The sequence below is a fragment of the Streptosporangium sp. 'caverna' genome (genome assembly GCF_003203775.1).
Lineage (GTDB): Bacteria > Actinomycetota > Actinomycetes > Streptosporangiales > Streptosporangiaceae > Streptosporangium > Streptosporangium subroseum.
Genome location: NZ_CP029711.1, coordinates 8214193 through 8240070 on the forward strand (window position 1 = coordinate 8214193; position 25878 = coordinate 8240070).

Sequence of the window (25878 nt, forward strand, 5' to 3'; positions counted from 1 at the left end):
TCAGAGCCCCTCTCGCGCTTTGGGCTCAGGGGGGCGCACCGCGTCACGCGGGCTTCTGACCGGTGCCTGCACCACCACACCGACCACATCCAGCGCCGTGAGGTCGGCGTACGGCCGCGCGTAGGCGACCCGGGTCAACTCCCCCGGTGTCGCCTCCACCCGCTCCACCACCCCGATCGGCACGCCCGCCACATACGGGACACCCCGCTGGGAGCCGAAGCTCACGATCCGGTGGCCCCGAGTGATCCGCGCGGTCGAGTCGAGCAGCCGGAAACGGACCAGACGTCCGCTCTCCCCCACACCGTTCACCACACCGATCTCGTTGCTGCCCTCCAGCCGGGCACCGGCCGCCGAGCCTGGGTCGCTGAGCAGGACCACGGTCGAGGTGGACGAGGCCGCCTGGACCACCCGGCCCACCAGGCCGTCGCCGTTCAGCACGGTCATCTCCGGCCGCACCCCGTCGGCGGTGCCCACGTCAAGCTCGACGGCCTCCTCGAACCCGGGCGTGCCGCGCCGGGCGATCACCTGAGCGGGCACGATCTTGTATCCGCCGGTTCCGGCGACCCCGAGCAGGCTGCGCAGCTCCGCGGAGCGTTTCCTGTCCAGGCTCTGCGCCGCCAGGTCATGCTTGAGCCGCTTGTTCTCCGCGCGCAGCGCCTCGATGCGGCGCTGTGCCTCGGGCGCGCCCGTCATCGTCTCGAAGAACTGACCGATCGGCCGGACGACACCGGAGCCCGCGCCCTCGGCCGCGCCGAACAGCGCCGCGCCGACCCCCCTGAGAGGGCCGAGAGGAGAGTTCTCCCCCGTCCGATGATCCACTGTCATGAGCACGAGCGCCGCGGCCAGCAGCAGTCCCAAGCTCATCCGTGCCCGGCGCGTATCCTTCATCAGTGCCGCGGCTCCGGGACCAAGACCTGCTGCAAGGCCTCGAAGTCCTCGACGCATTTGCCCGTGCCGAGCGCGACGGAGTCAAGCGGGTTGTCCACCAGATGAATCGGCATGCCGGTCTCTTCCATGAGCCGCTCGTCCATGCCCCGCAGGAGCGCGCCACCCCCGGTGAGCGCGATCCCGCGGTCCATCAGGTCTCCCGAGAGCTCGGGCGGGCACCTGTCGAGCGTGGTCTTGACCGCGTCCACTATCGCGTTCAGAGGCTCCTCGATGGACTTGCGGACCTCGGCGGCCGACACGACGATCGTCTTGGGCAGGCCGCTGACCAGGTCGCGGCCCCGGATCTCGGCGTGACTCTCCTCCGGGAGCAGGCAGGCGGACCCGATCGCCATCTTGATCTCCTCGGCGGTCCGCTCGCCGAGCATGAGCGAGTGTTCCTTCTTGGCGAAGGCGATGATCGCCTGGTCGAGCTCGTCACCGCCGACCCTGATCGACTGGCTGGTGACCACGCCGCCCATCGAGATGATGGCGACCTCCGTGGTGCCGCCGCCGATGTCGACCACCATGTTGCCGGTGGGCTCGTGCACGGGGAGCCCGGCGCCGATGGCGGCGGCCATGGGCTCCTCGACGATGTAGACCCGGCGCGCACCCGCCTGGTAGCCGGCTTCCTTGACCGCGCGCTGCTCGACGCCCGTGATCCCGCTCGGTACGGCGATGATGATGCGGGGCTTGGCGAAGTGGCGGCGCTTGTGCACACGCTGGATGAAGTAGCGGAGCATGCGCTCGGTGATGTCGAAATCGGCGATGACGCCGTCTTTGAGCGGCCGGATGGCCACGATGTTGCCGGGAGTACGGCCGATCATCCGCTTGGCCTCGATACCAACGGCCACGATCTTCCCTGTCGTGGTGTTGATCGCGACGACGGACGGCTCGTTGAGCACGATTCCGCGGCCCCGCACGTAGACGAGCGTGTTGGCGGTGCCGAGATCGACCGCCATGTCGCGGCCCAGGAAAGCGAGTTTGCTACCCATGAGGAAGGCGGCCCTCCTTCCGTCAGGTCGTCGGCGAAAACTACGGAACGCACTCGAATCGTAACGTGACGTACCTACCTATGAGCACAATGAGCTGCCCAACCCCTGGGAAATCTTGGGTCACGTCAAACGCACTGGGCCCCGCCGTCCCGAAGGACGGCGGGGCCCAGTGCGTGAAAAAATCCGGATGCTCAGAAGCGGTCCGGGAAGAAGATCTTGATCTCGCGGGCGGCGGACTCGGGCGAGTCGGAACCGTGAACCACGTTCTCGCCGATCTCCAGGGCGTGGTCGCCGCGGATGGTGCCGGGAGCGGACTTGACCGGGTCGGTCAGGCCCGCGAGGGCACGGAAGGCCTCGACGGCGCGGGGGCCCTCGAGCACCAGCGCGACCAGCGGGCCGGAGGTGATGAACTCCACCAGCTCGCCGAAGAACGGCCGCTCCGAGTGCTCGGCGTAGTGCACCTTGGCCGTGTCGACGTCCAGGGTGCGCAGCTCCAGCGCCACGACCTTCAGGCCCTTGCGCTCGACACGGGCGATCACGTCGCCGATGAGGCCACGCGCCACACCGTCGGGCTTGATCAGGACAAGAGTGCGCTCGGACACTGAAGTTCTCCTTTGAACAGGGTTGACTCGCAGGCTGCGGTAAACGCGCGAAGTTTACCGTCCTCGGCTCAATTCTCCGTGGTCGGCGAGGTCACGGACGGACCGGGCGTCACGGACAGGCCGAGCGTCACGGGCAGGCCGGACATCAAGGACAGGTCGGGCGTCAGGGGTGGACCGGGCCGTTTCCCGGATCGTCCTCGGGGGACGGCGCGGGCGGTGGCACCACCACGGGCGGCGCGGTGGTCTTCTCCGGTCCCGGCCTTGGTCCCGGCCTTGGTCCCGGTTCGGGCCTCCATTCCCGCTCCGGCCCGGCTTCGGACCACGAGGGGCTGCCCTCCCGGGCCGCGCCCGCCGCAACCGAGGCGGCCGTCGTATCCGCGGTGGCCGCCGAAGACAGGCGGACCAGCGCCGCGCCGAGCGCGATCACCGCGACCACCAGGCCACCGCCGACCAGGGCCCACAGGTGCAGAGCCCCCACGAAGCCGTCGACCAGAGCCTGCGGGGTCGTCGCCTCCTTCAGACGGGCGACCTGAATTCCGCTGCCCAGCAGGAAGCCTCCGAGCACCGCGGGGAAGAACAGCGACAGCGCGAAGAGCGCGGCGCCCCCGCCCGCCGGACGCAGCGCGCCCGTCAGCGCCACCGAGGCTCCGACCGCGAGCAGGACGAACGGGAGGATCAACATGAGCCCGCCGGAGGCCGGGAGGAGCAGTCGGACGGCGCACAGCCCGGCCACGACGACCACCAGGCCGCCCGCGGTGACCACGGGCATGGCGCCGTCGCCCAGCCGGTTCGCCAGGACGGCGGCGAGGAGACCCGCGACCCCGGCGATCGTGAAGGCCGGCCACAGACCGGACAGGCCGGGACCGCCCAGCCCGCCGAGCTCGATGTAGGTGACCTGGGCGGCGGTGGGCAGGATGACGACGCCCACCGCGAGCATCGTGTAAGCCGGCGCCCGGCCGGCGACACCGTCCACGGCACCGACGGACGCCAGTCCGAGCAACGCGAGAATGGACAGCGACGCCGCGAGGACCACCAAGCCGGGCGACCAGTCAAAAGTGCTTCCCACGGCGAGGGCGGCGATGCCCACTGCGGGCAGGGCCTCCGTCAACAGGCGCCCGCGACTGGAGGCGGTCCGCCCGGAACCGATCACGACGCCTTCGCCGCTCCTACGCCACAGCACGAGGTAGAGAGCGGCCAGCACGAGCGCGACGCCCGTCAGTATCGGATACGGCTGGAGCGTGACCTTCCAGGAGTCGACCTCGTCGAGGGGCCACAGGGCGAGCGCCTGCGCAGTTAGCAGGCTCGCCGCGAGCACACCCGCCCACACCGCACGGAGGAGCCTGGAACGCTCCCAGACGGCCACCAGGGTCGCGGATACCAGCAGACCGGCACCTATCCCATGCAGGACCCTGAGGACCCCCACCACGGTCGTGGAGGCTGCGTACCCTCCGGCGGCGTCGGCGAAGGCGAGCAGGGCGAGTCCGGCGACCAGGATCGGGGCCGCTCTCACCCTGCGCAGAGCCATCGCCGCCAGGGGAACGGTCAGAACCATCGCGGGCAGCGCCATCCCGTGTGCCCGGATCATCTCGATCTGCGAGACGTCAGGCGGGAGTAGAGCGGCAACCACCGAGATGGTGTTGGGAATGGCAAGGATCGCCAGGGGAAGCGCCACCGCGACGAGCAGCCCGAGGACGACGTCGAGCATCAGGGAGACACGGAGGGTGCGCACCAGGCCCGTGGGCCCGGTTGCCACCGCCCGGGTCGGCTGAACGGGAGGGACGGCCATGTTGGCCGACTTTAGCGAGAAGTCACGCCCTCGACACGGCGAGCGACGAATATCGCAGTGATCCACAGTGCCGCGAAGATCGCCCCGAGGACGAACATCGTCGGAACCAGGAAGCCCGCGGCGATGGCCAGCACCTGGATCACGCTTCCCGCGATGTAGGCGAACGGCCGCTTCAGCATGCCTGTGACCAGCACGCACAGGACCGCCAGACCGATGCCGACGGTCACCGCGACGACCGGCTCGACCCCCTGCACATTGATCGCCGTCGGCGTGAACAGCCCGAGGACGATCGCCTCCATCCCGAGCACGCTGGCGCAGAGCCGTCGCATACCCGGAGTAACAGTGATCATTTCTCGCCCCTCCGTCATCACCCTGCTCACCGTCCCTCGCTCACTGTTCCTCGTCGCTCACTGTGCCTCGTCCGCTCTGAGCAGGAGCCGCGCGTCACCGGCGGTGACCACCGATCCGGTGATCAGCACCCCGGCCCCGCTGAACTCTCCCAGGGAGTCCACCAGCCCGATCGCCCGGTCGATCGCGCCGTCCATCCGCTCGACCTGGTGGACCCGGTCCATCCCGAAGATATCCTCGGCCAGCGCGGCGAGATCGTCCACATCCATTGACCTGGGCGAGGAGTTGCGGGTCACCACGATCTCATCCATCAGCGGCTCCAGCAGATCAAGCATGCCTTCGACATCCTTGTCCTCGGACACGGCCACCACGCCGATGAGCTTGGCGAAGTCGAACGACTCCTGGACAGCGTCCAGGGTGGCCCGCATCCCCGCAGGGTTGTGCGCTGCGTCCACGAGCACCGTGGGACCCCGCCGAACGACCTCAAGCCTTCCCGGCGAGCGCATCTGCAGGAACGCCTGCCGCACCAGCTCGGAGTCCAGCGGGTCGTCTCCGCCGGTCAGCGCCTCGACGGCGGCCAGCGCACAGGCCGCGTTTCCGGCCTGGTGCGCGCCGTACAGGGGAAGCACGATCTCTTCGTAGGTGCCCTTGAGTCCCTTGAGGTGGAGCAACTGTCCGCCGATGGCGAGCTCACGGCTGATCACACCGAACTCCAGCCCTTCGCGCGCCACGGTGGCGCCCATCTCGGTCGCCCTCCGCATCAGCACCTGGGCGGCGGGAAGCTCCTGCTGCGCGATCACGGCTATGGCTCCGGGCTTGATGATGCCCGCCTTCTCCCCCGCGATCGTCTCGACGTCGGGGCCGAGGTAATTGACATGGTCGAGGGAGATGGGTGTGATCACAGCCACGGTGCCGTCCGCCACGTTGGTCGCGTCGAAACTGCCGCCCATACCCGTCTCGATGACCGCGACATCCACGGGGGCATCGGCGAAGGCGGCGAAGGCCATCGCGGTAAGGGTCTCAAAGAAGGAAAGCCGGCGGCCCTGAGCGTCGATCATCTCCAGGTACGGCGCTATGTCCTCGTAGACCTCGGCGAAGCGCTCCTCGCTGAGCGGGAGGCCGTCCACGGAAATACGTTCTCGCATGGATACGAGATGCGGGCTCGTGAACCGGCCGACGCGCAGGTTACGCTCGCGCAGGAGCGTCTCGATCATCCGGGTCGTACTCGACTTGCCGTTCGTGCCGGCTATGTGCACGACGGGGTAGGAGTGCTGCGGGGAGCCGAGAAGATCCATGAGCGCGGCGATTCTGTCGAGACCTGGCTCGAAGTTCCACTCGACACCGCGTTCCATGATTGCCTGCTCAACCGCTCTATATTCCACCTCCTAAGACTACTGACCCCACCGGTGGGCCCTCGACTGACAGCCTCGCCAAACGAAAGGGGGTCCGCGCCCCGCGGTGCCGGCCCCTCTCCCTGGCACGAAGGAACACGAAAAAAGGGTCCGCGCCCCGCGGGTGCAACCCCCTCCCCCGGACACGAAGAAACACAAAAAAGGGGGCCCCGCCGTGTGGCAGGACCCCCTTCCGAGTAACGCAGGTGCTTCCAGGTCATGCTGGTGGGTGAACGCAGAAAAGGGCCACCCCCAACATGGGGTGGCCCTTTCCTATAATGATTGTCCGGCGGTGACCTACTCTCCCACACCGTCCCCGGTGCAGTACCATCGGCGCTGAAGAGCTTAACTTCCGGGTTCGGAATGTAACCGGGTGTTTCCCCTTCGCCATAACCGCCGTAACCCTATTAAACAATCAACCACACGTCTTCGCCCGCTAATGCTGCCACGGGCGGCGGTGTTTGCTGTTTCAGAATCACATAGTGGACGCGGGCAACACAATCTTCTCAACTATCCAAGCGGTCACGCGCTGTTCCGGACCCGGCGAAGGATACAGAACTGCAAGCAGCAACCACACCGACCATCAAGAAGCACTGTTGCTTTGTGGTCAAGTCCTCGGCCTATTAGTACCGGTCAGCTCCACACGTTACCATGCTTCCACCTCCGGCCTATCAACCCGGTCGTCTCCCGGGGGCCTTACCCACTTTCGTGGTGGGAGACCTCATCTCAAGGCGAGCTTCCCGCTTAGATGCTTTCAGCGGTTATCCCTTCCGAACGTAGCCAACCAGCCATGCTCCTGGCGGAACAACTGGCACACCAGAGGTTCGTCCGTCCCGGTCCTCTCGTACTAGGGACAGCTCCTTTCAAGTCTCCTGCGCGCGCAGCGGATAGGGACCGAACTGTCTCGCGACGTTCTAAACCCAGCTCGCGTACCGCTTTAATGGGCGAACAGCCCAACCCTTGGGACCTACTCCAGCCCCAGGATGCGACGAGCCGACATCGAGGTGCCAAACCATCCCGTCGATATGGACTCTTGGGGAAGATCAGCCTGTTATCCCCGGGGTACCTTTTAGCCGTTGAGCGACGGCGCTTCCACATGCCACCGCCGGATCACTAGTCCCAGCTTTCGCTCCTGCTCGACCCGTCGGTCTCACAGTCAAGCTCCCTTGTGCACTTACACTCGACACCTGATTACCAACCAGGCTGAGGGAACCTTTGGGCGCCTCCGTTACTCTTTAGGAGGCAACCGCCCCAGTTAAACTACCCACCAGACACTGTCCCTGATCCGGATCACGGACCGAAGTTAGACGTTCAAAACGACCAGAGTGGTATTTCACCAATGACTCCACCGCCACTAGCGTGACAGCTTCACCGTCTCCCACCTATCCTACACAAGACGTTCCAAACGCCAATGTCAAGCTGTAGTGAAGGTCCCGGGGTCTTTCCGTCCTGCTGCGCGTAACGAGCATCTTTACTCGTAGTGCAATTTCGCCGGGTCTGCGGTTGAGACAGCGGGGAAGTCGTTACGCCATTCGTGCAGGTCGGAACTTACCCGACAAGGAATTTCGCTACCTTAGGATGGTTATAGTTACCACCGCCGTTTACTGGCGCTTAAGTTCTCAGCCTCGCAGGACTTACGTCCCGCTAACCGGTCCCCTTAACGTTCCAGCACCGGGCAGGCGTCAGTCCGTATACATCGTCTTACGACTTCGCACGGACCTGTGTTTTTAGTAAACAGTCGCTTCCCCCTGGCCTCTGCGACCCCCACCAGCTCACAAAGCAAGTCTGATCACCAGCGGAGGCCCCCCTTCTCCCGAAGTTACGGGGGCAATTTGCCGAGTTCCTTAACCACAGTTCACCCGATCGCCTTGGTATTCTCTACCTGACCACCTGAGTCGGTTTGGGGTACGGGCCGCCACGACACTCACTAGAGGCTTTTCTCGGCAGCATAGGATCACCCACTTCGCCACAATCGGCTCGGCATCACATCTCAGGATACATAGACCGCGGATTTGCCTACGGTCCTCCCTACATGCTTACCCCAGGACTACCATCGCCTGGGCTGGGCTACCTTCCTGCGTCACCCCATCGCTTACCTACTACCAGTTCAGGTCAGGCGTTCGGCCTCACCCCAAACACCCCGAAGGGTGCGTGCAGGGGACTTAAGGACCCTTAGTATCACTGGATTCAGTATTGGCGCATCGTAGCGGGTACGGGAATATCAACCCGTTGTCCATCGACTACGCCTGTCGGCCTCGCCTTAGGTCCCGACTTACCCTGGGCGGATTAGCCTGGCCCAGGAACCCTTGGTCATCCGGCGCAGAAGTTTCTCACTTCTGATTCGCTACTCATGCCTGCATTCTCACTCGCACGGCCTCCACAGCTGGATCACTCCGCTGCTTCGCCGGCCGCACGACGCTCCCCTACCCATCCACACACCTAAACCACAAAGGCTCAGCTATTGTGTGAATGCCACGACTTCGGCGGTGTACTTGAGCCCCGCTACATTGTCGGCGCGGAATCACTTGACCAGTGAGCTATTACGCACTCTTTCAAGGGTGGCTGCTTCTAAGCCAACCTCCTGGTTGTCACTGCGACTCCACATCCTTTCCCACTTAGCACACGCTTAGGGGCCTTAGTCGGTGGTCTGGGCTGTTTCCCTCTCGACTACGGAGCTTATCCCCCGCAGTCTCACTGCTGCGCTCTCACTTACCGGCATTCGGAGTTTGGCTGACGTCAGTAACCTTGTCGGGCCCATTAGCCATCCAGTGCTCTACCTCCGGCAAGAAACACGCAACGCTGCACCTAAATGCATTTCGGGGAGAACCAGCTATCACGGAGTTTGATTGGCCTTTCACCCCTAAACACAGGTCATCCCCCAGGTTTTCAACCCTGGTGGGTTCGGTCCTCCACGCGGTCTTACCCGCGCTTCAACCTGCCCATGCCTAGATCACTCCGCTTCGGGTCTACAGCATGCGACTAAAGAGCGCCCTATTCAGACTCGCTTTCGCTACGGCTCCCCCACACGGGTTAACCTCGCCACACACCATAACTCGCAGGCTCATTCTTCAAAAGGCACGCAGTCACATCACAAACAAGGCAAGCCTTGTTTACGCTCCTACGGCTTGTAGGCACACGGTTTCAGGTACTATTTCACGACCCCTCACCGGGGCGCTTTTCACCTTTCCCTCACGGTACTTGTTCACTATCGGTCATCAGGGAGTATTTAGGCTTACCAGGTGGTCCTGGCAGATTCACACAGGATTTCTCGGGCCCCGTGCTACTTGGGATCCCCTCAAACAGTCAACAGGATTTCGCCTACCCGACTCTCACGGTCTACGGCGCCCCTTCCCAGAGGCTTCGACTATCCCACTGATTTCTTACTGTTTGCAGGAACGGCAGTTCCTGCTAGAAGGTCCCACAACCCCGCCCGCGCAACGCCTGCCGGCTATCACACGCGAACGGTTTAGCCTGATCCGCTTTCGCTCACCACTACTCACGGAATCACTATTTGTTTTCTCTTCCTACGGGTACTGAGATGTTTCACTTCCCCGCGTTACCACCAGCCGCCCTATACATTCAGGCGGAGGCAACACCACATGACTGGTGCTAGGTTTCCCCATTCGGACATCCCCGGATCAAAGTCTGGTTGGCGACTCCCCGGGGCTTAACGCAGCCTCCCACGTCCTTCATCGGCTCCTGATGCCAAGGCATCCACCGTGTGCCCTAAAAAACTTGGCCACAAAGATGCTCGCGTCCACTATGCAAATCTCAAACAACAAACAGCGACCGCATCCACCCGACCACCAGACACCCACACCCAAGCGCGTAAACACTTGCCTATGAGCCGATGTGATCGGAGAGCGGTCCCGCACACGAGGAACAACGGCACCCACCCCGCGATCAACATCGCAGGGCAGGCATCACAGCCGCCACCCGACGGCGGCAGCTGCGACATGGCCCGTTTCCTCAGGACCCAACAGTGTGTCCAGACCCATCCCGATTCCCCAGCCGATCTTCCCACTCCCGCACCCCCAAAGGGGGTTCAGGCGGTACCAACCGACCCAGGCGAACCCAGATCATCCGATTAGCCAGTGCTCCACTAATGAGCGTGTCACGCAGGAAACATTCGCCCCTGACCGTGACGTAGACCCCGCAGCTTCCGCTACGCGGCCGGTGCTCCTTAGAAAGGAGGTGATCCAGCCGCACCTTCCGGTACGGCTACCTTGTTACGACTTCGTCCCAATCGCCAGCCCCACCTTCGACCGCTCCCCCCAGCAAGCTGGTTGGGCCACGGGCTTCGGGTGTTGCCGACTTTCGTGACGTGACGGGCGGTGTGTACAAGGCCCGGGAACGTATTCACCGCAGCGTTGCTGATCTGCGATTACTAGCGACTCCGACTTCATGGGGTCGAGTTGCAGACCCCAATCCGAACTGAGACCGGCTTTTAGGGATTCGCTCCACCTTGCGGTATCGCAGCCCTCTGTACCGGCCATTGTAGCATGTTTGCAGCCCAAGACATAAGGGGCATGATGACTTGACGTCATCCCCACCTTCCTCCGAGTTGACCCCGGCAGTCTCCAATGAGTCCCCAACCACCCGAAGGTGTTGCTGGCAACATTGAACAAGGGTTGCGCTCGTTGCGGGACTTAACCCAACATCTCACGACACGAGCTGACGACAGCCATGCACCACCTGTCACCCGATCCGAAGAGGCACCCATCTCTGAGTGTTTCCGGGCAATGTCAAGCCTTGGTAAGGTTCTTCGCGTTGCGTCGAATTAAGCAACATGCTCCGCCGCTTGTGCGGGCCCCCGTCAATTCCTTTGAGTTTTAGCCTTGCGGCCGTACTCCCCAGGCGGGGCGCTTAATGCGTTAGCTACGGCGCGGAAACCGTGGAAGGTCCCCACACCTAGCGCCCAACGTTTACAGCGTGGACTACCAGGGTATCTAATCCTGTTCGCTCCCCACGCTTTCGCTCCTCAGCGTCAGGTAAGGCCCAGAGAACCGCCTTCGCCACCGGTGTTCCTCCTGATATCTGCGCATTTCACCGCTACACCAGGAATTCCGTTCTCCCCTACCTACCTCTAGCCAGCCCGTATCGAATGCAGACCTGGAGTTAAGCCCCAAGCTTTCACACCCGACGTGACAAGCCACCTACGAGCTCTTTACGCCCAATAATTCCGGACAACGCTTGCGCCCTACGTATTACCGCGGCTGCTGGCACGTAGTTAGCCGGCGCTTCTTCTGCAGGTACACGTCAACTTCGTCCCTGCTGAAAGAGGTTTACAACCCGAAGGCCGTCATCCCCCACGCGGCGTCGCTGCGTCAGGCTTTCGCCCATTGCGCAATATTCCCCACTGCTGCCTCCCGTAGGAGTCTGGGCCGTGTCTCAGTCCCAGTGTGGCCGGTCGCCCTCTCAGGCCGGCTACCCGTCGTCGCCTTGGTAGGCCGTTACCCCACCAACAAGCTGATAGGCCGCGAGTCCATCCCCCACCGAAAAGACTTTCCACACCCACCCCATGCGAGGAGGTGTCATATCCGGTATTAGACCCAGTTTCCCGGGCTTATCCCAGAGTCGGGGGCAGGTTACTCACGTGTTACTCACCCGTTCGCCGCTCGAGTACCCCGAAGGGCCTTTCCGCTCGACTTGCATGTGTTAAGCACGCCGCCAGCGTTCGTCCTGAGCCAGGATCAAACTCTCCAAACAATGTCTGAAAAAGTTCACCCCAGCTGAAAGCACCCGTCCTCGGTTCCGCGCACCACAGATGGCGCACAGGCGTCAGAGCGGATGTATCAACCAAAGGAATCCGTCCCCCACCCTAAAGGGGTGGGATGAACGGGGTTGTGCATCATGCACTGGCTTTTAACACACTGTTGAGTTCTCAAGAAACGGACGCGTACACCCTCCGCCGACCCTGTTACGGGCCCGACGTCCGGGGCGTTCGTTCTGTTGTGCTGTGTTCCGATCTTACCAGGATCAGGCGGTTTAAGGAAAACCAGCGCTTTACATACCGTTTCCGCTTGTCCCGTCGAATCCGCTAGGATCTCGACCACCCTGTTTCCAGGGCAACCCCTCCAACTTACTCCAACATCCCGTCTTTGTCCAATCCTGCGACACGACCAGGTTTTCGGTGATCTTTTAGAGGGGGGCGCAGGACCTCGCCCTGCGTTAAGAACTCTAGCAGTCCGCTTGGGCTGCCATGGCCCATTCCGCGGTAACAACTAGGTCTTCCCTGAGCCGACGGCCCCCAAACACGGGAGCCCGAAGTCAAAGGACTTCGGGCTCCCGGTCAAACCTCCTGCATGCGGGCTCAGCCAGCGGAGAGCGTCTCCAGCTGAGCGGTCAGGCGCGCGATGTCCTCGTCGGCCTGTGCGGCACGGGCCCGGACCTTGGTCACCACGTCGTCAGGTGCCTTGGACATGAACTGCTCGTTGCCGAGCTTGGCCGCCACCTGCGCGGCCTCCTTCTGCGCCACCCCGAGATCCTTCTCCAGGCGCTTGCGCTCGGCGGCCACATCGATCGTCCCCGCGGTGTCGATCTCCACCGCGATCCCGCCCACGTCGAGGCGGGCCGTGGCCGCGAACGACTCCGACGGCTGGTCGAGCTTGAGCAGCGACCGGATGGCCCCCTCGTGCGAGGCGAGAGCCGTACCGGCGAGTGACAGCTGAGCGGCGACCTTCTGGCCGGGCTTGAGACCCTGGTCGGAACGGAACCTGCGGACCTCGGTGATCAGCCCCTGCACGGCCAGGATCTCTTCCTCGGCCGAGGCGTCACGCAGTGACTCCCGCACCGTCGGCCATGGCGCGACCACGATGGACTCACCACCGGTGACCGCCCGCCACAGTTCTTCGGTGACAAACGGCACCAGCGGGTGAAGCAGCCGGAGCAGCGAGTCGAAGACATGACCCAGCACGAGCCGGGTGTGCTCCTGGCCCGAGGCAATCTGGATCTTCGCGAGCTCGAGGTACCAGTCACAGACCTCGTCCCACGCGAAGTGGTAGAGCAGATCGGAGATCTTGGCGAACTCGAACTCGTCGAAGGCGACGTCCACCGACGCCACGACCTCCTGGAGCCGGGAGAGGATCCACCGGTCGGCTGCGGTCAGCTCCTCGATCGGGAGCTCTCCGACCGCCGCGCCGTTCATCAGCGCGAAGCGGGTGGCGTTCCAGATCTTGTTGCAGAAGTTGCGCGAGCCGCCGGCCCACTCCTCGCTGATCGCCACGTCGGAGCCGGGGTTGGCACCACGCAGCAGCGTGAAGCGGGTGGCGTCGGCGCCGAAGCGCTCCACCCAGTCGAGCGGGTCGACCACGTTGCCAAACGACTTGGACATCTTCTTGCCGTGCTGGTCTCGGACCATGCCGTGCAGCGCCACGGTCCGGAACGGCGGCTCGCCGTCCATCGCGTAGATGCCGAACATCATCATCCGGGCGACCCAGAAGAACAGGATGTCGTAACCGGTCACCAGAACGGAGGTCGGATAGAACTTGGCGAGCTCCGCCGTCCTGTCCGGCCAGCCGAGAGTCGAGAACGGCCACAGGCCGGAGGAGAACCAGGTGTCGAGGACATCCGGGTCCTGGACGTATCCCTCGGGTGCCGACTCGTCGGGACCGACGCAGACGACCTCGCCCGCGGGGCCGTACCAGACGGGGATCCGGTGGCCCCACCACAGCTGCCGCGAGATGCACCAGTCGTGCATGTCGTCGACCCAGTCGAAGTAACGCTTGGCCAGCTCCGGCGGGTGGATCTTCGTCCGGCCCTCGCGGACCGCGTCGCCCGCGGCCTTGGCGAGGGGCGAGACGTTGACGAACCACTGGAGCGAGAGCCGCGGCTCGACGACGGTCTTGCATCGCGAGCAGTGGCCGACCGAGTGGATGTAGGGCCGCTTCTCCGCGACGATCCGGCCCTCCGCGCGCAGCGCTGCCACCACCGCGGGCCTGGCCTCGAAGCGGTCGAGCCCTTCGAAGGGACCGTGAACGGTGACCACACCGCGCTCGTCCATGATCGTCATGGACGGCAGCGAGTGGCGGCGGCCGATCTCGAAGTCGTTCGGGTCGTGCGCCGGGGTGACCTTGACCGCTCCGGTGCCGAAGGCCGGGTCGACGTGCTCGTCGGCGACGACCGGGATACGGCGTCCAGTGAGCGGGAGCTCCACCTCACGACCGACCAGGTGCGCGTAGCGCTCGTCGGACGGGTGCACGGCGACGGCCGTGTCACCCAGCATGGTCTCCGCTCGCGTGGTGGCGACCACGATGGAGTCGTCGCCGTCGCCGTAACGGATCGAGACGAGCTCTCCCTCGTCGTCGCTGTGCTCCACTTCGATGTCCGACAGCGCGGTCAGACAGCGCGGGCACCAGTTGATGATGCGCTCGGCGCGGTAGATGAGCCCGTCGTCGAAAAGCTTCTTGAAGATCGTCTGGACGGCGCGGGAGAGCCCGGGGTCCATCGTGAAGCGCTCGCGCGACCAGTCGACACCGTCGCCGAGCTTCTTCATCTGGCCGAGGATCCGGCCTCCGGACTCCTCCTTCCACTGCCACACACGGTCGACGAAGGCCTCGCGGCCGAGGTCGTGCCGGGACAGACCCTCCTTGGCGATCTCGCGCTCGACGACGTTCTGGGTAGCGATGCCGGCATGGTCCATGCCGGGCAGCCAGAGCGTCTCCTGTCCGCGCATGCGGGCCCGGCGGGTCAGCGCGTCCTGGATCGAGTGGTCGAGGGCGTGGCCGATGTGCAGGACACCGGTCACGTTCGGCGGGGGCAGAACGATGCTGTACGGCTCGCGCTCGCTGCTCGGATCCGCGGTGAAGTATCCCTCCGATACCCAGCGCTCGTAGCTCCGGGTCTCCACGTCGGCGGGTGTGTACTGGGTAGGCAGCTCTGGCGTCGTCACGATGTCCAATTCTAGGGATGTCCGGGTGGTCGATGCCCCACAGTTTTAAGACTTGCAAGATGTCTATACATCTTCTAACTTGTCGGTACATGTCCTCCCTGTATCGCCAGCTCTCCGACGAACTGCGCGCCGGCATCGCCGGCGGGACCTATCCGCCCGGTTCACGGCTGCCTTCGGAGAGCGAGCTGGCGGAGCGGTACGGGGCCTCTCGGGGAACCGTCCGCCAGGCGTTCACCGTGCTCGCGGCCGACGGGCTGATCTCCTCCCGCAAAGGAACCCGGCGGCTGGTGCTCCAGCCGACGCTGGTGCAGAGCTTCAGCCAGCTGCACAGCTTCTCGCAGTGGGCGGCGTCGATCGGCGAGACGCCCGGCGGCCGGATGGTGGCCCTGGTCCGGCGCGAACCGACGGAACTGGAGGCCGGAAAGCTGGAGCTCGACCCCGGGGAGCGCGTCTACCACCTGACCAGGCTCCGCCTGCTGTCCGGACGACCGGTGATGGTGGAGCGCACCGCCTACGTGGAGCGGATCGGTGCCCTCATCGGCGGGATCGTCATCGATGGCGACGACGAGTCCATCACCATCCGGCTGGAGGAACTCGGCGTGGTGTTCGCCCACGCCGAGCACACCGTCAGCGCGATCCCCGCCGAGGCCGATGACGCCCACCTTCTTGATGTCCGTCCCCGCACCCCCCTGCTCCGTGAGCTCCGCCGTACCACCGACCCCGACAACCGGCCGCTGGAGTGGTCCGACGACCGCTACCTCGGCGACGCCGTCGCCTTCACCGTGCACAACTCGGTGCAGGCCAACACTCTTGTCCGTTCGTCCGCGACGGTAACTAAGGAAACTCCAGCGTGAACCTCGCATTCCCCGCCATCTGGCTGCGCGACAACTGTCCCTGTCCCGAGTGCCGTGACCCTCGCAACGACCAGAAACTGTTCGGCATCACCGACCTGGACCCGAAGGTGGAGATCGTCGGAGTCGACGGCCCCACCGTGACCTTCAGCGACGGCCACACCAGCCGATTCGACCCCGCCTGGCTGGCCGCCCACACGCTGGACGGCACCGCCTACGACGACAGGACCGAGGACGCCAAGGAACTGTGGGCCGCGATCACCCCGCCCGAGAGAAACTGGCGGCGCTTCCTCGCCGATCCCTCCCATCGGGAGAAGTGTCTCGACGCGGTGCTGCGCACCGGCTTTGTGCTCCTCCGCGAGGTGCCCGTCGAGCCGGGGACGGTGCTGGAGGTGGCCGGAGCCTTCGGCTACGTACGCGAGACCAACTACGGCAAGCTGTTCGACGTGCGGGTCGAGGCCACGCCGGTGAATCTGGCCTTCACCGGATTGCCGATCACCCCGCACACCGACAACCCCTACCGCGATCCGGTGCCGACGGTGCAGCTGCTGCACTGCCTGTCCAACGCGGTGGAGGGCGGCGAGTCCGGTCTGGTCGACGGCTTCCACGCGGCCTCGCTCCTGCGCGCGGAGGATCCCGACGCGTTCGAGCTGCTGGCCCGCACCCCGGTCACCTTCCGGTACGGCGACGCCGGCACGGAGCTGACCGCCAGTCGCCCGATGATCGGTCTGGATCCGCTGGGCCGGATCCGCGAGGTGAGGTTCAACAACCGCTCGCTGCGACCGGTACGCCTGCCGTACGAGCGGACGGAGGCCTTCTACGCGGCCTACCGCGCGTTCGCGGAGATTCTCTACCGGCCGGAGCTCCAGGTGAACTTCCGGCTCGGCCCCGGTGACTGCGTGATCTTCGACAACACCCGGATCCTGCACGCCAGGACCGGCTTCGCCGACTCCGGGGACCGACACCTGCAGGGCTGCTACGCCGACCTGGACGGGTTCGCCGGCAACCTGGCCGTGCTCCGCCGCCGGAACGCGGTGATCGCCAACCTGCGGGCGCTGTTCGAGGGCCCCGGCGCCGACGACTATCTGGGCGAGGAGGTCACGCAGGCGGCCCACATGCTTCAGGCCGCGGCATCCGCCCGGGAGGCCGGGGCTTCGCCGGGCCTGGTGGCGGCGGCGTTGCTGCACGACGTGGGGCACTTCACCGGGGAGGTCACGGGGCACGATCTGATGGGCGGCACCGACAACCGGCACAGCCACGTCGGCGCCGACTGGCTCGGGCAGTGGTTCGGGCCTCAGGTGACCGAGCCGATCCGGCTGCACGTGGCGGCCAAGCGCTATCTGTGCGCGGTGGAAAGCTCCTACTACGACCTGCTCTCCGAAGCCTCCCGCTACACGCTCGGCGTGCAGGGAGGGCCGATGAGCGCCGAGGAGGTCGCCGGGTTCGACGCCGAGCCGTACGCCCAGGACGCGGTACGGCTGCGCCGCTGGGATGACGAGGCCAAGGAGCCGGATCGGGTGGTCCCCGCCTTCGAGGACTACACGGCGCTGCTCTACCAGCTGGTCCGCTAGAAACCGCACGCCGAAAACCAGAGCCACCCGGCCGTCCCACCCCTGGCAGTCGGCGCCACCCGAGATCCAGCCGCCGGAAACTCCAGAAACGCCGGAAACAGAGCCTCCGGAAACGCGGGTCCCGGAAAACGGAGCAGGAAACAGCGACGCCCCCGCAGGATCTTCCTGCGGGGGCGTCGGCCGTACGAACCGAGTCGCTCGAACGCGAAACTACGCGGACTTCTCGCGCGGCGGGCGCTGCTGCTTGTTGAGCTGGTCACGCGGCACGAGCGTCGGGTAGACGTGCTCCAGCACCGACTCGCGAGTGATGACAACACGCGCCACGTCCTGCCGTGACGGCACCTCGTACATCACCGACAGGAGGACCTCCTCCAGAATCGCCCGCAGACCACGGGCGCCGGTGCCGCGCAGGATCGCCTGGTCGGCGATGGCCTCCAGGGCATCGTCGGTGAACTCGAGCTCGACGTTGTCCAGCTCGAACAGACGCCGGTACTGCTTCACCAGAGCGTTGCGCGGCACGGTGAGGATCTGGATGAGCGCCTCGCGGTCGAGGTTGTGCACGCTCGTGATAACCGGGAGCCGGCCGACGAACTCGGGGATCATGCCGAACTTCAGCAGATCCTCGGGCATGACATCACCGAAAATGTCGGAGTTGTCGACGTCTTCCTTGGACCGGATGATGGCATTGAATCCAATGCCCTTCCTGCCGACCCGGGACTCGATGATCTTCTCGAGGCCGGCGAAGGCTCCACCGCAGATGAACAGCACGTTGGTGGTGTCGATCTGGATGAACTCTTGGTGCGGATGCTTGCGTCCGCCCTGCGGCGGCACGCTCGCGGTCGTGCCCTCCAGGATCTTCAGCAGGGCCTGCTGCACGCCCTCGCCGGAGACATCCCTGGTGATCGACGGATTCTCACTCTTACGAGCGATCTTGTCGACCTCGTCGATGTAGATGATGCCGGTCTCGGCCTTTTTGACGTCGTAGTCAGCGGCCTGGATCAGCTTGAGAAGTATGTTTTCGACGTCTTCACCCACATAGCCCGCCTCCGTCAAGGCGGTGGCGTCGGCGATGGCGAACGGAACGTTCAACATCTTCGCCAACGTCTGGGCGAGCAGCGTCTTGCCGGAACCCGTGGGGCCCAGGAGCAGGATATTGGACTTGGACAGTTCGAGACCGTCATCACGCCCGCGCTCACCGGACTGCACCCGTTTGTAGTGGTTGTAAACCGCCACCGAGAGAGCCTTCTTCGCCTGGTCCTGACCGATGACGTAGGCGTCGAGGAATTCGTAGATCTCCCTCGGCTTCGGCAGACTGTCCCACTTGAGTTCGGAGGACTCGCTGAGCTCCTCCTCGATGATCTCGTTGCAGAGATCGATGCACTCATCACAGATGTATACGCCGGGCCCGGCGATGAGCTTCTTGACTTGCTTTTGGCTCTTCCCGCAGAAAGAACACTTCAGCAGGTCTCCCCCGTCGCCGATGCGTGCCACCCCAGATACTCCTTTGCGTGGGACCGCCCTGGCTGCCGCGGTCCGTTTCTTCCGACCGGCCCGATACCCGGTGCGAAAAGTCATCCCGCTCAGGTTTCGACGTTACCGTCTTCTGAGCCCTTAGTGAGCCCCCTAGCGGCGAGTCGCACCGGAACGTGCCCGATTGGGCACCGTTCCGGTGCGATAGGCCTCATTACGAGGCTATGGCCTTGGCGAGTTTCTTGCGAGACGGGATGATGTCGTCGATCAGCCCGTATGCCTTGGCTTCCTCGGCATCAAGGATCTTGTCGCGCTCGATGTCCTTGCGGATCTCGGCGGCGGTCTTGCCCGAGTGCTTCGACAGGATCCCCTCCATCTGCGAACGCATCCGCAGGATCTCCCGCGCCTGGATCTCGATGTCGCTTCCCTGGCCGCCGCCCTCGGTGGAGGGCTGGTGGATCAGGAGGCGGGCGTTCGGCAAGGCGAACCGCTTGCCCGGCGTGCCGCCGGCCAGCAGGACCGCCGCGGCTGACGCCGCCTGACCGAGACAGACCGTCTGGATCTCCGGCCGGACGAACTGCATCGTGTCGTAGATCGCCGTCATCGCGGTGAAAGAACCACCGGGCGAGTTGATGTAGATGCTGATGTCGCGGTCGGGGTCGAGCGATTCCAGCGTCAGCAACTGCGCCATGACGTCGTTGGCTGAAGCGTCGTCCACCTGCACGCCGAGGAAGATGATGCGATCCTCGAACAACTTGGCATACGGGTTCATCTCCCGCACGCCGTACGACGTGCGCTCGGTGAAGGACGGAAGAACGTAACGGCCGTTGATATCTCCCGGCCGGATCAACTCACTCACCTGGTGCCCTTTCAGGAGACGGCGCCCGCTGAGGGCACCTGCCGCGCGCTCCGGACGACTTGGTCGATGAAGCCGTAGTCTTTGGCCTCTTCGGCCGTGAACCAACGGTCCCGGTCGGAGTCGGCCTCGACCTGGTCGAGCGGCTGGCCGGTGTGGAAGGCGATGCGCTCGGCAAGAGTCTTCTTGACGTAGAGCATCTGCTCCGCCTGGATGGCGATGTCGGCGGCGGTGCCGCCGATGCCACCGGACGGCTGGTGCATCATGATGCGAGCGTGCGGCAGGGCGTAACGCTTGCCCGGTGCGCCGGCGCAGAGGAGGAACTGCCCCATGGAGGCGGCGAGACCCATCGCAACCGTGCACACGTTGTTCGGCACGTATTCCATCATGTCGTAAATCGCCATGCCGGCCGTCACCGATCCGCCTGGCGAGTTGATGTAGAGCCAGATGTCCCGGTTGGGGTCGTCCGCCGCGAGCAGGAGCAGCTCGGCACAGATTCGGTTGGCGATGTCGTCATTGACCTGAGTGCCCAGCACGATGATGCGCTCACGCAGCAGCCGCTGGTAGAGCTGGTCTTCGAGCCTGAACGAGCCATTCGGCTGGCTCATCGACTCGGGCCCGGAGCCGGTCGGCTGGTAGAAGGTCGGCGGGCTGGTCACAGCGTCACCTTCCGATGCGTCGTAATCGATTGGCTTTGCTTGTGACCTTAACGCGCGCCGCCTACCGGACATGCCCCCTCAACGTGCTGTTCGCTGACGGCGCATGCTCGCCACCAGGTTTCCGGCCGCGCCAGAAGGACCTCGCAGGCCACTTCGCGCCCGTGCCCGCCTGGCGTGTCGCCACCGCTCGGGACCTTCACGCACAGCTCACCGAACGTGGCCCGCCCCGGCTTGAACAGCTCGTTTCCCGGTCCGGGCCCCGTTTCCTGCCCTCATCTCGACCGCGCCTCATCCACGCCGGGCAGGGAGTCCGGCCGCGGCCTCCGGGAGGGCCCGGGAAGCCCGTCAGGTCCTCGGATGGCTTCCGGCGAACCGTCCGGCCCCACACCCGCGCTTCGCGGGACGGCGACCCCGATCTCGTGAATGCCGGATGCGCCCCGGCCCCATGGAGGGCGGGCCCGGCACGGAGCCGCCTCCGGAGTGCGGCTGCCGCCCCGGGGGCCGAGAACCCGCCGGAGACCACCGGAGGAAGCCCCGCCGTGCGGGAACCCCGGCAGACGTGAAAGCCCCCGCCGTACGAACACGGCGGGGGCTTCACGAGCGTTTCGTGTTTCGCTCTTGTCGCGGCGAAAACCTACTTCGCGGTCTCGACTTCGGCCTCGGTGGACTCCTCGGCGGGCTCCTCGACGACCTCTTCACCGTTGATCTCGGTGTAGATGGCCTTGAGGTCGACCTCGTTGCCGGCCTCGTCGGTCACCTTCGCGGCGTCACCGATGACGCTCTTGGCCTTGTCACGGACGATCTCGACCATGGCCAGCGTGAGCTGGTCGTTGTCGGCCAGGTGCTGGGCGAGCGTGTTCGGGGCGACGTTCATCTGCATGGCGCGGCGCACCACGAAGTTGGTCAGCTCCTGCTCGCTGACACCGAGCTCCTCGGCCTTGACGATCTTGTCCAGGACGAAGCCGGTCTTGAGCGCCTTGGCCGCGCTCTCGTCGAACTCCGCGAAGCGCTCCTCCTCGGTGGTCTGATAGAGGCGGTAGTACGCGTCCTTGCTCAGGCCACTCTCGGCGATCTGGTGCTCGAGGTTGTGCTTGCGGTTGTCGAGCTCGACCTTGAGCGCGCTCTCCGGCAGCGGGATGTCAATCTTGGCGAGCAGGGCGTCCAGGGCGTTCTCGCGAGCCTGGACGACCTGGTCGATCAGCTTGTTCCGGTGCGCCTGCTCGCGGAGGCTGTTCTTGAGCTCCTCGAGGCTGTCGAACTCGCTGGCCAGCTGGGCGAACTCGTCGTCGAGCTCGGGGAGGACCTTCTCCTTGACGCTCTTGATGGTGATCGTGACCACGGCGTCCTCGCCGGCGTTCTCGCCGCCGACCAGGTTGGTGGTGAAGTCCTTGGTCTCACCGGCGGACATGCCGGCCAGCGCGTCGTCCAGGCCCTGCAGCACCGAGCCGGCGCCGACCTCGTAGGAGACGTCGTTGGCCTGCTGCTCCTCGATGTTCACACCGTCGATCGCGGCGGCGAGGTCCATGACGACGTAGTCGCCGTTGGCGGCGGCGCGCTCGACGCCGGTCAGCGTCGCGAAACGCTGACGCAGGCCGTCCAGCTGGGTGTCGACGTCCTCGTCCGCGACCTCGGAGACCGGGACGGTGACCTCAAGGCCCTGGTAGTCGGGAACGTCGAAGTTAGGACGGATGTCCACCTCGGCGGTGAACTCGACCTGCTCACCGTCTTCGATCTTGGTGACCTCGATGTCCGGCTGGCTGACCGGGAAGATGTCGCTCTCGTCGACGGCCTGGCCGTACAGCTTGGGCACCGCGTCGTTGAGGGTCTCCTCCAGCACCACTGCACGACCGAAACGCTGCTCGATGATCCGAGCCGGAACCTTGCCGGGGCGGAACCCGGGGACGCGCACCTGCTGCGCGACCTTCTTGTACGCCGCCTGCAGGCTCTCGCCGAGCTCCTCGAACGGCACCTCGACAGTGAGCCTTACCCGGGTCGGGCTGAGCTCCTCGACAGCGGTCTTCACGGGGTGGTCTCCTTGATCAAGCTTCGAGTGATCGCGGGCGCGTTGAGTCGTACGGCTACCGCGGCTAGTTTCGCGCGCCGCGCCCACATGAGCGGCACCGGGCACAGCCATTGATACATGCGAGATTAGGGCATGCTCCACTGCGGCGGGTGTCCAGCGCCCGCTGGCCAGTCTAGGGCAGACCTACGCCTCAGAGCGACCTCGGTCGTTCAGTCATCCTTAATGATCCGGCGCAGGATGTCGTTCGTCTCTCCTGGAGTGGTGCTCACCGCGCACAAACGCTCCATGACCTCGCTGTAGCGGTCGACGTCCTCGCGCTTGTCGAGATAGAGGGCGCTGGCGAGTTGCTCGACGTAGACCACGTCGGGAAGCTCGTTGTCGTTGAAGCGCAGCACGCTGAAGGCGCCGCCCTCCGCGCTGTGACCGCCGAAGCTGAACGGCATGACCTGAATCGTGATGTTCGGCTGCCGCATGAGGTCCAGAAGTCGCTCCAGCTGCGCCCGCATCACCTCCGTGCCACCGATGGGGCGCCGCAGCGCCGCCTCGTCGATGACCGCCCAGAAGAAGGGGCCGTCGGCCTGTTCGAGCACCCGCTGGCGCTCCATCCGCAGGTCGACGCGGCGCGCGATCTCCTCTGGCGCGACCCCGGCGCTCCCCGCGGTGATGACCGCCCTGGCGTACTCTCTCGTCTGCAGCAGACCCGGCACGAACTGCACCTCGTAGGTGCGGATCCGGGAGGCCGCCTCCTCCAGGCCGACGTAGGTCTGGAACCACGACGGCAGCAGGTCGTTGAACCGATGCCACCAGCCCGGTTCGTTCGCCCTGAGCAGGAGGTCCATGACCGCCAGCCGCACCCCCTCCGCCTCTACGCCGTAGAAGGTGAGCAGGTCCGCCACATCGCGCTCTCTCAGCCCGACACGACCGAGCTCCATCCTGCTGATCTTGGATTCGGAGCCGCGGATGAGGTGTCCGGCCTCCTCTCGCGAGAGCCCCTTGGCCTCACGCAGGCGACGCAGTTGGGAGCCCAGGAGAATACGTAGAGCTGTGGGACCTGATCCCGGTTGAACCTGCGTCACTTCGCCTCCCTCTGCACTTGGGCCAGCGCACACAGTGTCACTACTTCCGGCCACTCTGACAAGGTCTCAACCCAGTGCCGGTTTCACCACGTTACCGGAGCGACCGATCATGCTGCTGCACATTGCACCTGCACGTGCATTTGGGTCTTGCAGCCGACGTTCCCGTGACCCATGATGGCCTAGTGCATATTGGGCTTAAGGTGCACAAGCTCTTAAAACTCACAACTGGTGCGGAGACTCACGATGACAGCGGGAGGTACCGGCAGGATGGTGGAGGAGCCAAAATCGGCTGCCGACTACCTGCAGGCGACCCGCGAGAGCGGCTTCGACGATCTCCTCGTGACCAACAGTTCGGACGCCACGGCGTGCCCGCTCCCCCGGCAGGCCGACTCCGTGAAAACCGCCCGGGACGTGACCCGTTCCACCTTGCGCGACTGGGGCCTGTCCGAGCTCAGCGATGACGCAGCGTTAGTGGTTTCGGAACTAGTCACTAATGCGGTCCGCTACGCACTGTGTCCGCCCAGCCGGGTCGAGATCACACCGATCACCCTCGTGCTGCTGCGCCTCTCTCCCCATGTGCTCCTCGCCGTGGCCGATCCCAGCGACGAGATCCCCACTCCCAAGGAGCCGGACTTCATCTCGGAGAACGGCAGGGGCCTCTACATAGTGGAGACCTACAGCGAGTGCTGGGGCTGGGATCACCTCAACCGCGGCGGCAAGGCCGTCTGGGCCCTCTTCAGCGGCACCGTCTGACAGGTTGAGCCCGTGACAGGGACCTCTGGGTCCAGGTCAGCGGGCGCTTCCCCGTCGGCGCCCACGAGAGCGGGCGGAGAACCGACCACTCACGTGGGCACCACGTCAACCGTCACTCACATCTGAGCATCAACCCGGTCATCAGGCGATGCGGGACGCCGACGCGGTCCAGGTGTTGCACGCGGCCGGGGAGGCGGCGGCGAACCCCTTCTGCAGCCAGGCGACCCGGTTCTTCCCGGTGCCGTGGCTGCGTTCCTTGTTGAGCTTCTCGTCGCCGCTGTTCCGGTAGATGTCCACAACATCCTTCCAGTCCTCGTCCTTGTACTCCTGCGAGGCCCAGATGCTGCCCATGAACGCCGCCCCCAGGCAGTCGGCCTGCAGCTCCTGGCGGCGGCTCTGCACCAACGATTTGGCTTTGGTGTAGGCCACGGGTCTGATGCCAACGAGGTTCTGAACGTGGTGGGCGTACTCGTGCGCGATCAGGTGCAGCGCCAGCGGATCGGCCGGATACTCGATGGCGTAATCGTCGATCAGGATCACCAACTGCTGCCCTTTGCTGCAGTAACGGCCGGTGACGTTCTTGCCCCAGTTCGACCCACACGCGCGGGTGGGCTTGGTTATGAACCGAATCGTCGGTTTCTTGAACGGCAGACGGGCCTTCTTCAGCTGCGCGGACCACGAGGCGTTCAAGCAGCCCAGCATCGCGGTCAGGTGTTTTTTGGTGGCGGTGACGCTGCCGGAGCCCTCCGGCTGGTGGCCACAGGGCACCGTCAGCTTGCCGCTGCGGTACAGCGGATTATCGGTAAATGCCTTGATGCCGGTGGGAACGGGTGAACCGGCGGTGCCGGTAGAGCCGGTGTCGGCGTGGGCGGTGCCGGTGAACAGCAGCCCAGCCAGGGCCCCGGCAAGCAGGGCGATATGGGGGGTACGCATGGTGCCAAACCCTACAGAAGCGGTAATACGAACCCAAAGGCACCTGATCCCTACTTACCGGCCCGCTGGCGATTGCCCCGGCGCCCAGCCCCCGGCCTCCGGCTCAGGCGGCCGGCGTCCACTCCCGAACGAGCCGGCGTCCGGCGGGACTTCCGCAAGGCCGCCGGGAACGCCGAGGGAGCAGATGCGGCGTGGTGGACACCGCGAGAGTTTGGGCACGATTTCATCTCGCTGCCCTCCGATGACGGCATCCCGCCGAAGGAGATCTCCCGCGTGACAGGTCACAGCGGCACATCCGCGACCGAGGCCGTCTACCTCTGACGGATCCGCCCGGTCAGTTCAGGGCGGCGCGGTGGCGATGGACCGCATTTTCACTGGTGACACGGATGCTTCGTCACTCAGGCAGTCGCTCAGAAGACAGGCGAGGCCGCCTCCGAAGATCGGAAGCGGCCTCCGCCTTGCACTATCTGTCGGGGTGACAGGATTTGAACCTGCGGCCCCCTGCTCCCAAAGCAGGTGCGCTACCAAGCTGCGCCACACCCCGGTAAGTCGCGTACGCGCATGCTCCGGAACTCCGGTACGCTTACGCCTTGTCGAACGGATGAAGTCTAGACCAGACTGACACCGGCTCGCGCGGACGTAGCTCAATGGTAGAGCCCCAGTCTTCCAAACTGGCTACGCGGGTTCGATTCCCGTCGTCCGCTCAGACGACAAAAGGCCAGGTCAACCGGCATACGGTGACCTGGCCTT

At 64.9% G+C, this 25878-nt stretch carries 16 protein-coding genes, 2 tRNA genes and 3 rRNA genes; 4 read left to right on the forward strand and 17 right to left on the reverse strand.

Annotation, left to right across the window (positions count from 1 at the left end; translation table 11 throughout):
- From mreC to DKM19_RS35350, 10 genes are all read right to left on the reverse strand, one after another.
- Window positions 1-864, reverse strand: coding sequence for a rod shape-determining protein MreC (gene mreC, locus DKM19_RS35305; RefSeq protein ID WP_239513750.1), 864 nt, complete (start codon window positions 862-864; stop codon window positions 1-3).
- Window positions 865-887: 23 nt separating this feature from the next.
- Window positions 888-1919: a rod shape-determining protein gene (locus tag DKM19_RS35310; protein WP_089207630.1), complete on the reverse strand. Its 1032-nt coding sequence runs from the start codon at window positions 1917-1919 to the stop codon at window positions 888-890.
- A gap of 191 nt (window positions 1920-2110) precedes the next feature.
- Window positions 2111-2521 carry a nucleoside-diphosphate kinase gene (gene ndk, locus DKM19_RS35315; RefSeq protein ID WP_089207629.1) on the reverse strand — a complete coding sequence of 137 codons (411 nt, stop codon included), beginning with the start codon at window positions 2519-2521 and terminating at the stop codon, window positions 2111-2113.
- Window positions 2522-2684: 163 nt separating this feature from the next.
- Window positions 2685-4307, reverse strand: a complete 1623-nt coding sequence (locus DKM19_RS35320; protein ID WP_110701805.1) for a hypothetical protein — start codon at window positions 4305-4307, stop codon at window positions 2685-2687.
- Window positions 4308-4318: 11 nt separating this feature from the next.
- The gene (locus tag DKM19_RS35325; protein ID WP_089207773.1) at window positions 4319-4657 is read right to left on the reverse strand and encodes a DUF4233 domain-containing protein; all 339 of its coding nucleotides are present in this window, start codon (window positions 4655-4657) and stop codon (window positions 4319-4321) included.
- A 57-nt stretch (window positions 4658-4714) separates the two neighbouring features.
- Window positions 4715-6007, reverse strand: a complete 1293-nt coding sequence (locus DKM19_RS35330; RefSeq protein ID WP_110701807.1) for a folylpolyglutamate synthase/dihydrofolate synthase family protein — start codon at window positions 6005-6007, stop codon at window positions 4715-4717.
- A gap of 323 nt (window positions 6008-6330) precedes the next feature.
- Window positions 6331-6447: ribosomal RNA gene (rrf, locus tag DKM19_RS35335) — 5S ribosomal RNA — on the reverse strand.
- A gap of 202 nt (window positions 6448-6649) precedes the next feature.
- Window positions 6650-9787: ribosomal RNA gene (locus tag DKM19_RS35340) — 23S ribosomal RNA — on the reverse strand.
- A 446-nt stretch (window positions 9788-10233) separates the two neighbouring features.
- Window positions 10234-11755, reverse strand: a 16S ribosomal RNA gene (locus tag DKM19_RS35345).
- The 16S, 23S and 5S rRNA genes sit together here, the layout of an rRNA operon.
- A 604-nt stretch (window positions 11756-12359) precedes the next feature.
- Entirely contained in the window at window positions 12360-14945 is a 2586-nt protein-coding gene (locus DKM19_RS35350; RefSeq protein ID WP_110701809.1) for a valine--tRNA ligase, read from the reverse strand.
- A gap of 80 nt (window positions 14946-15025) precedes the next feature.
- Here DKM19_RS35350 and DKM19_RS35355 point away from each other — a divergent pair, with 80 nt between their 5' ends.
- Both DKM19_RS35355 and DKM19_RS35360 read left to right on the forward strand, forming a co-directional pair.
- Complete coding sequence (locus DKM19_RS35355) at window positions 15026-15790, forward strand: GntR family transcriptional regulator (RefSeq protein WP_110701811.1); 765 nt, start codon at window positions 15026-15028, stop codon at window positions 15788-15790.
- Window positions 15787-17358: a phosphonate degradation HD-domain oxygenase gene (locus tag DKM19_RS35360; RefSeq protein WP_110701813.1), complete on the forward strand. Its 1572-nt coding sequence runs from the start codon at window positions 15787-15789 to the stop codon at window positions 17356-17358. Before DKM19_RS35355 ends, DKM19_RS35360 begins: the two co-directional genes overlap by 4 nt.
- Before the next feature lie 210 nt (window positions 17359-17568).
- Here the strand turns inward: DKM19_RS35360 and clpX are convergent, their stop codons facing one another.
- The 5 genes from clpX to DKM19_RS35385 form a co-directional block, all read right to left on the reverse strand.
- Window positions 17569-18849, reverse strand: coding sequence for an ATP-dependent Clp protease ATP-binding subunit ClpX (gene clpX / locus DKM19_RS35365; RefSeq protein WP_089213728.1), 1281 nt, complete (start codon window positions 18847-18849; stop codon window positions 17569-17571).
- 193 nt (window positions 18850-19042) lie between these two features.
- The gene (locus DKM19_RS35370) at window positions 19043-19687 is read right to left on the reverse strand and encodes an ATP-dependent Clp protease proteolytic subunit (protein WP_110701815.1); all 645 of its coding nucleotides are present in this window, start codon (window positions 19685-19687) and stop codon (window positions 19043-19045) included.
- Between the two features lie 11 nt (window positions 19688-19698).
- The gene (locus DKM19_RS35375) at window positions 19699-20343 is read right to left on the reverse strand and encodes a ClpP family protease (RefSeq protein ID WP_089213730.1); all 645 of its coding nucleotides are present in this window, start codon (window positions 20341-20343) and stop codon (window positions 19699-19701) included.
- Between the two features lie 634 nt (window positions 20344-20977).
- A complete protein-coding gene (tig, locus tag DKM19_RS35380) occupies window positions 20978-22366 on the reverse strand; it encodes a trigger factor (RefSeq protein ID WP_110701817.1) in 1389 nt (462 codons plus the stop codon).
- Window positions 22367-22575: 209 nt separating this feature from the next.
- Window positions 22576-23442 (reverse strand): helix-turn-helix transcriptional regulator, encoded by an 867-nt coding sequence (locus DKM19_RS35385; RefSeq protein WP_089213732.1) that lies wholly within the window; start codon window positions 23440-23442, stop codon window positions 22576-22578.
- A gap of 243 nt (window positions 23443-23685) precedes the next feature.
- Between DKM19_RS35385 and DKM19_RS35390 the strand changes: the two genes are divergently transcribed.
- On the forward strand, window positions 23686-24195 hold the full coding sequence (locus DKM19_RS35390) for an ATP-binding protein (RefSeq protein ID WP_239513751.1): 510 nt from the start codon (window positions 23686-23688) through the stop codon (window positions 24193-24195).
- A 141-nt stretch (window positions 24196-24336) separates the two neighbouring features.
- Here the strand turns inward: DKM19_RS35390 and DKM19_RS35395 are convergent, their stop codons facing one another.
- Both DKM19_RS35395 and DKM19_RS35400 read right to left on the reverse strand, forming a co-directional pair.
- Entirely contained in the window at window positions 24337-25128 is a 792-nt protein-coding gene (locus DKM19_RS35395; RefSeq protein ID WP_110701820.1) for a neutral zinc metallopeptidase, read from the reverse strand.
- Between the two features lie 470 nt (window positions 25129-25598).
- Window positions 25599-25672, reverse strand: a tRNA-Pro gene (locus DKM19_RS35400).
- A gap of 89 nt (window positions 25673-25761) precedes the next feature.
- On the opposite strand from DKM19_RS35400, the gene DKM19_RS35405 reads away from it, so the two are divergent.
- Window positions 25762-25832 (forward strand) — tRNA-Gly (locus tag DKM19_RS35405).
- Window positions 25833-25878: the final 46 nt, after the last annotated feature.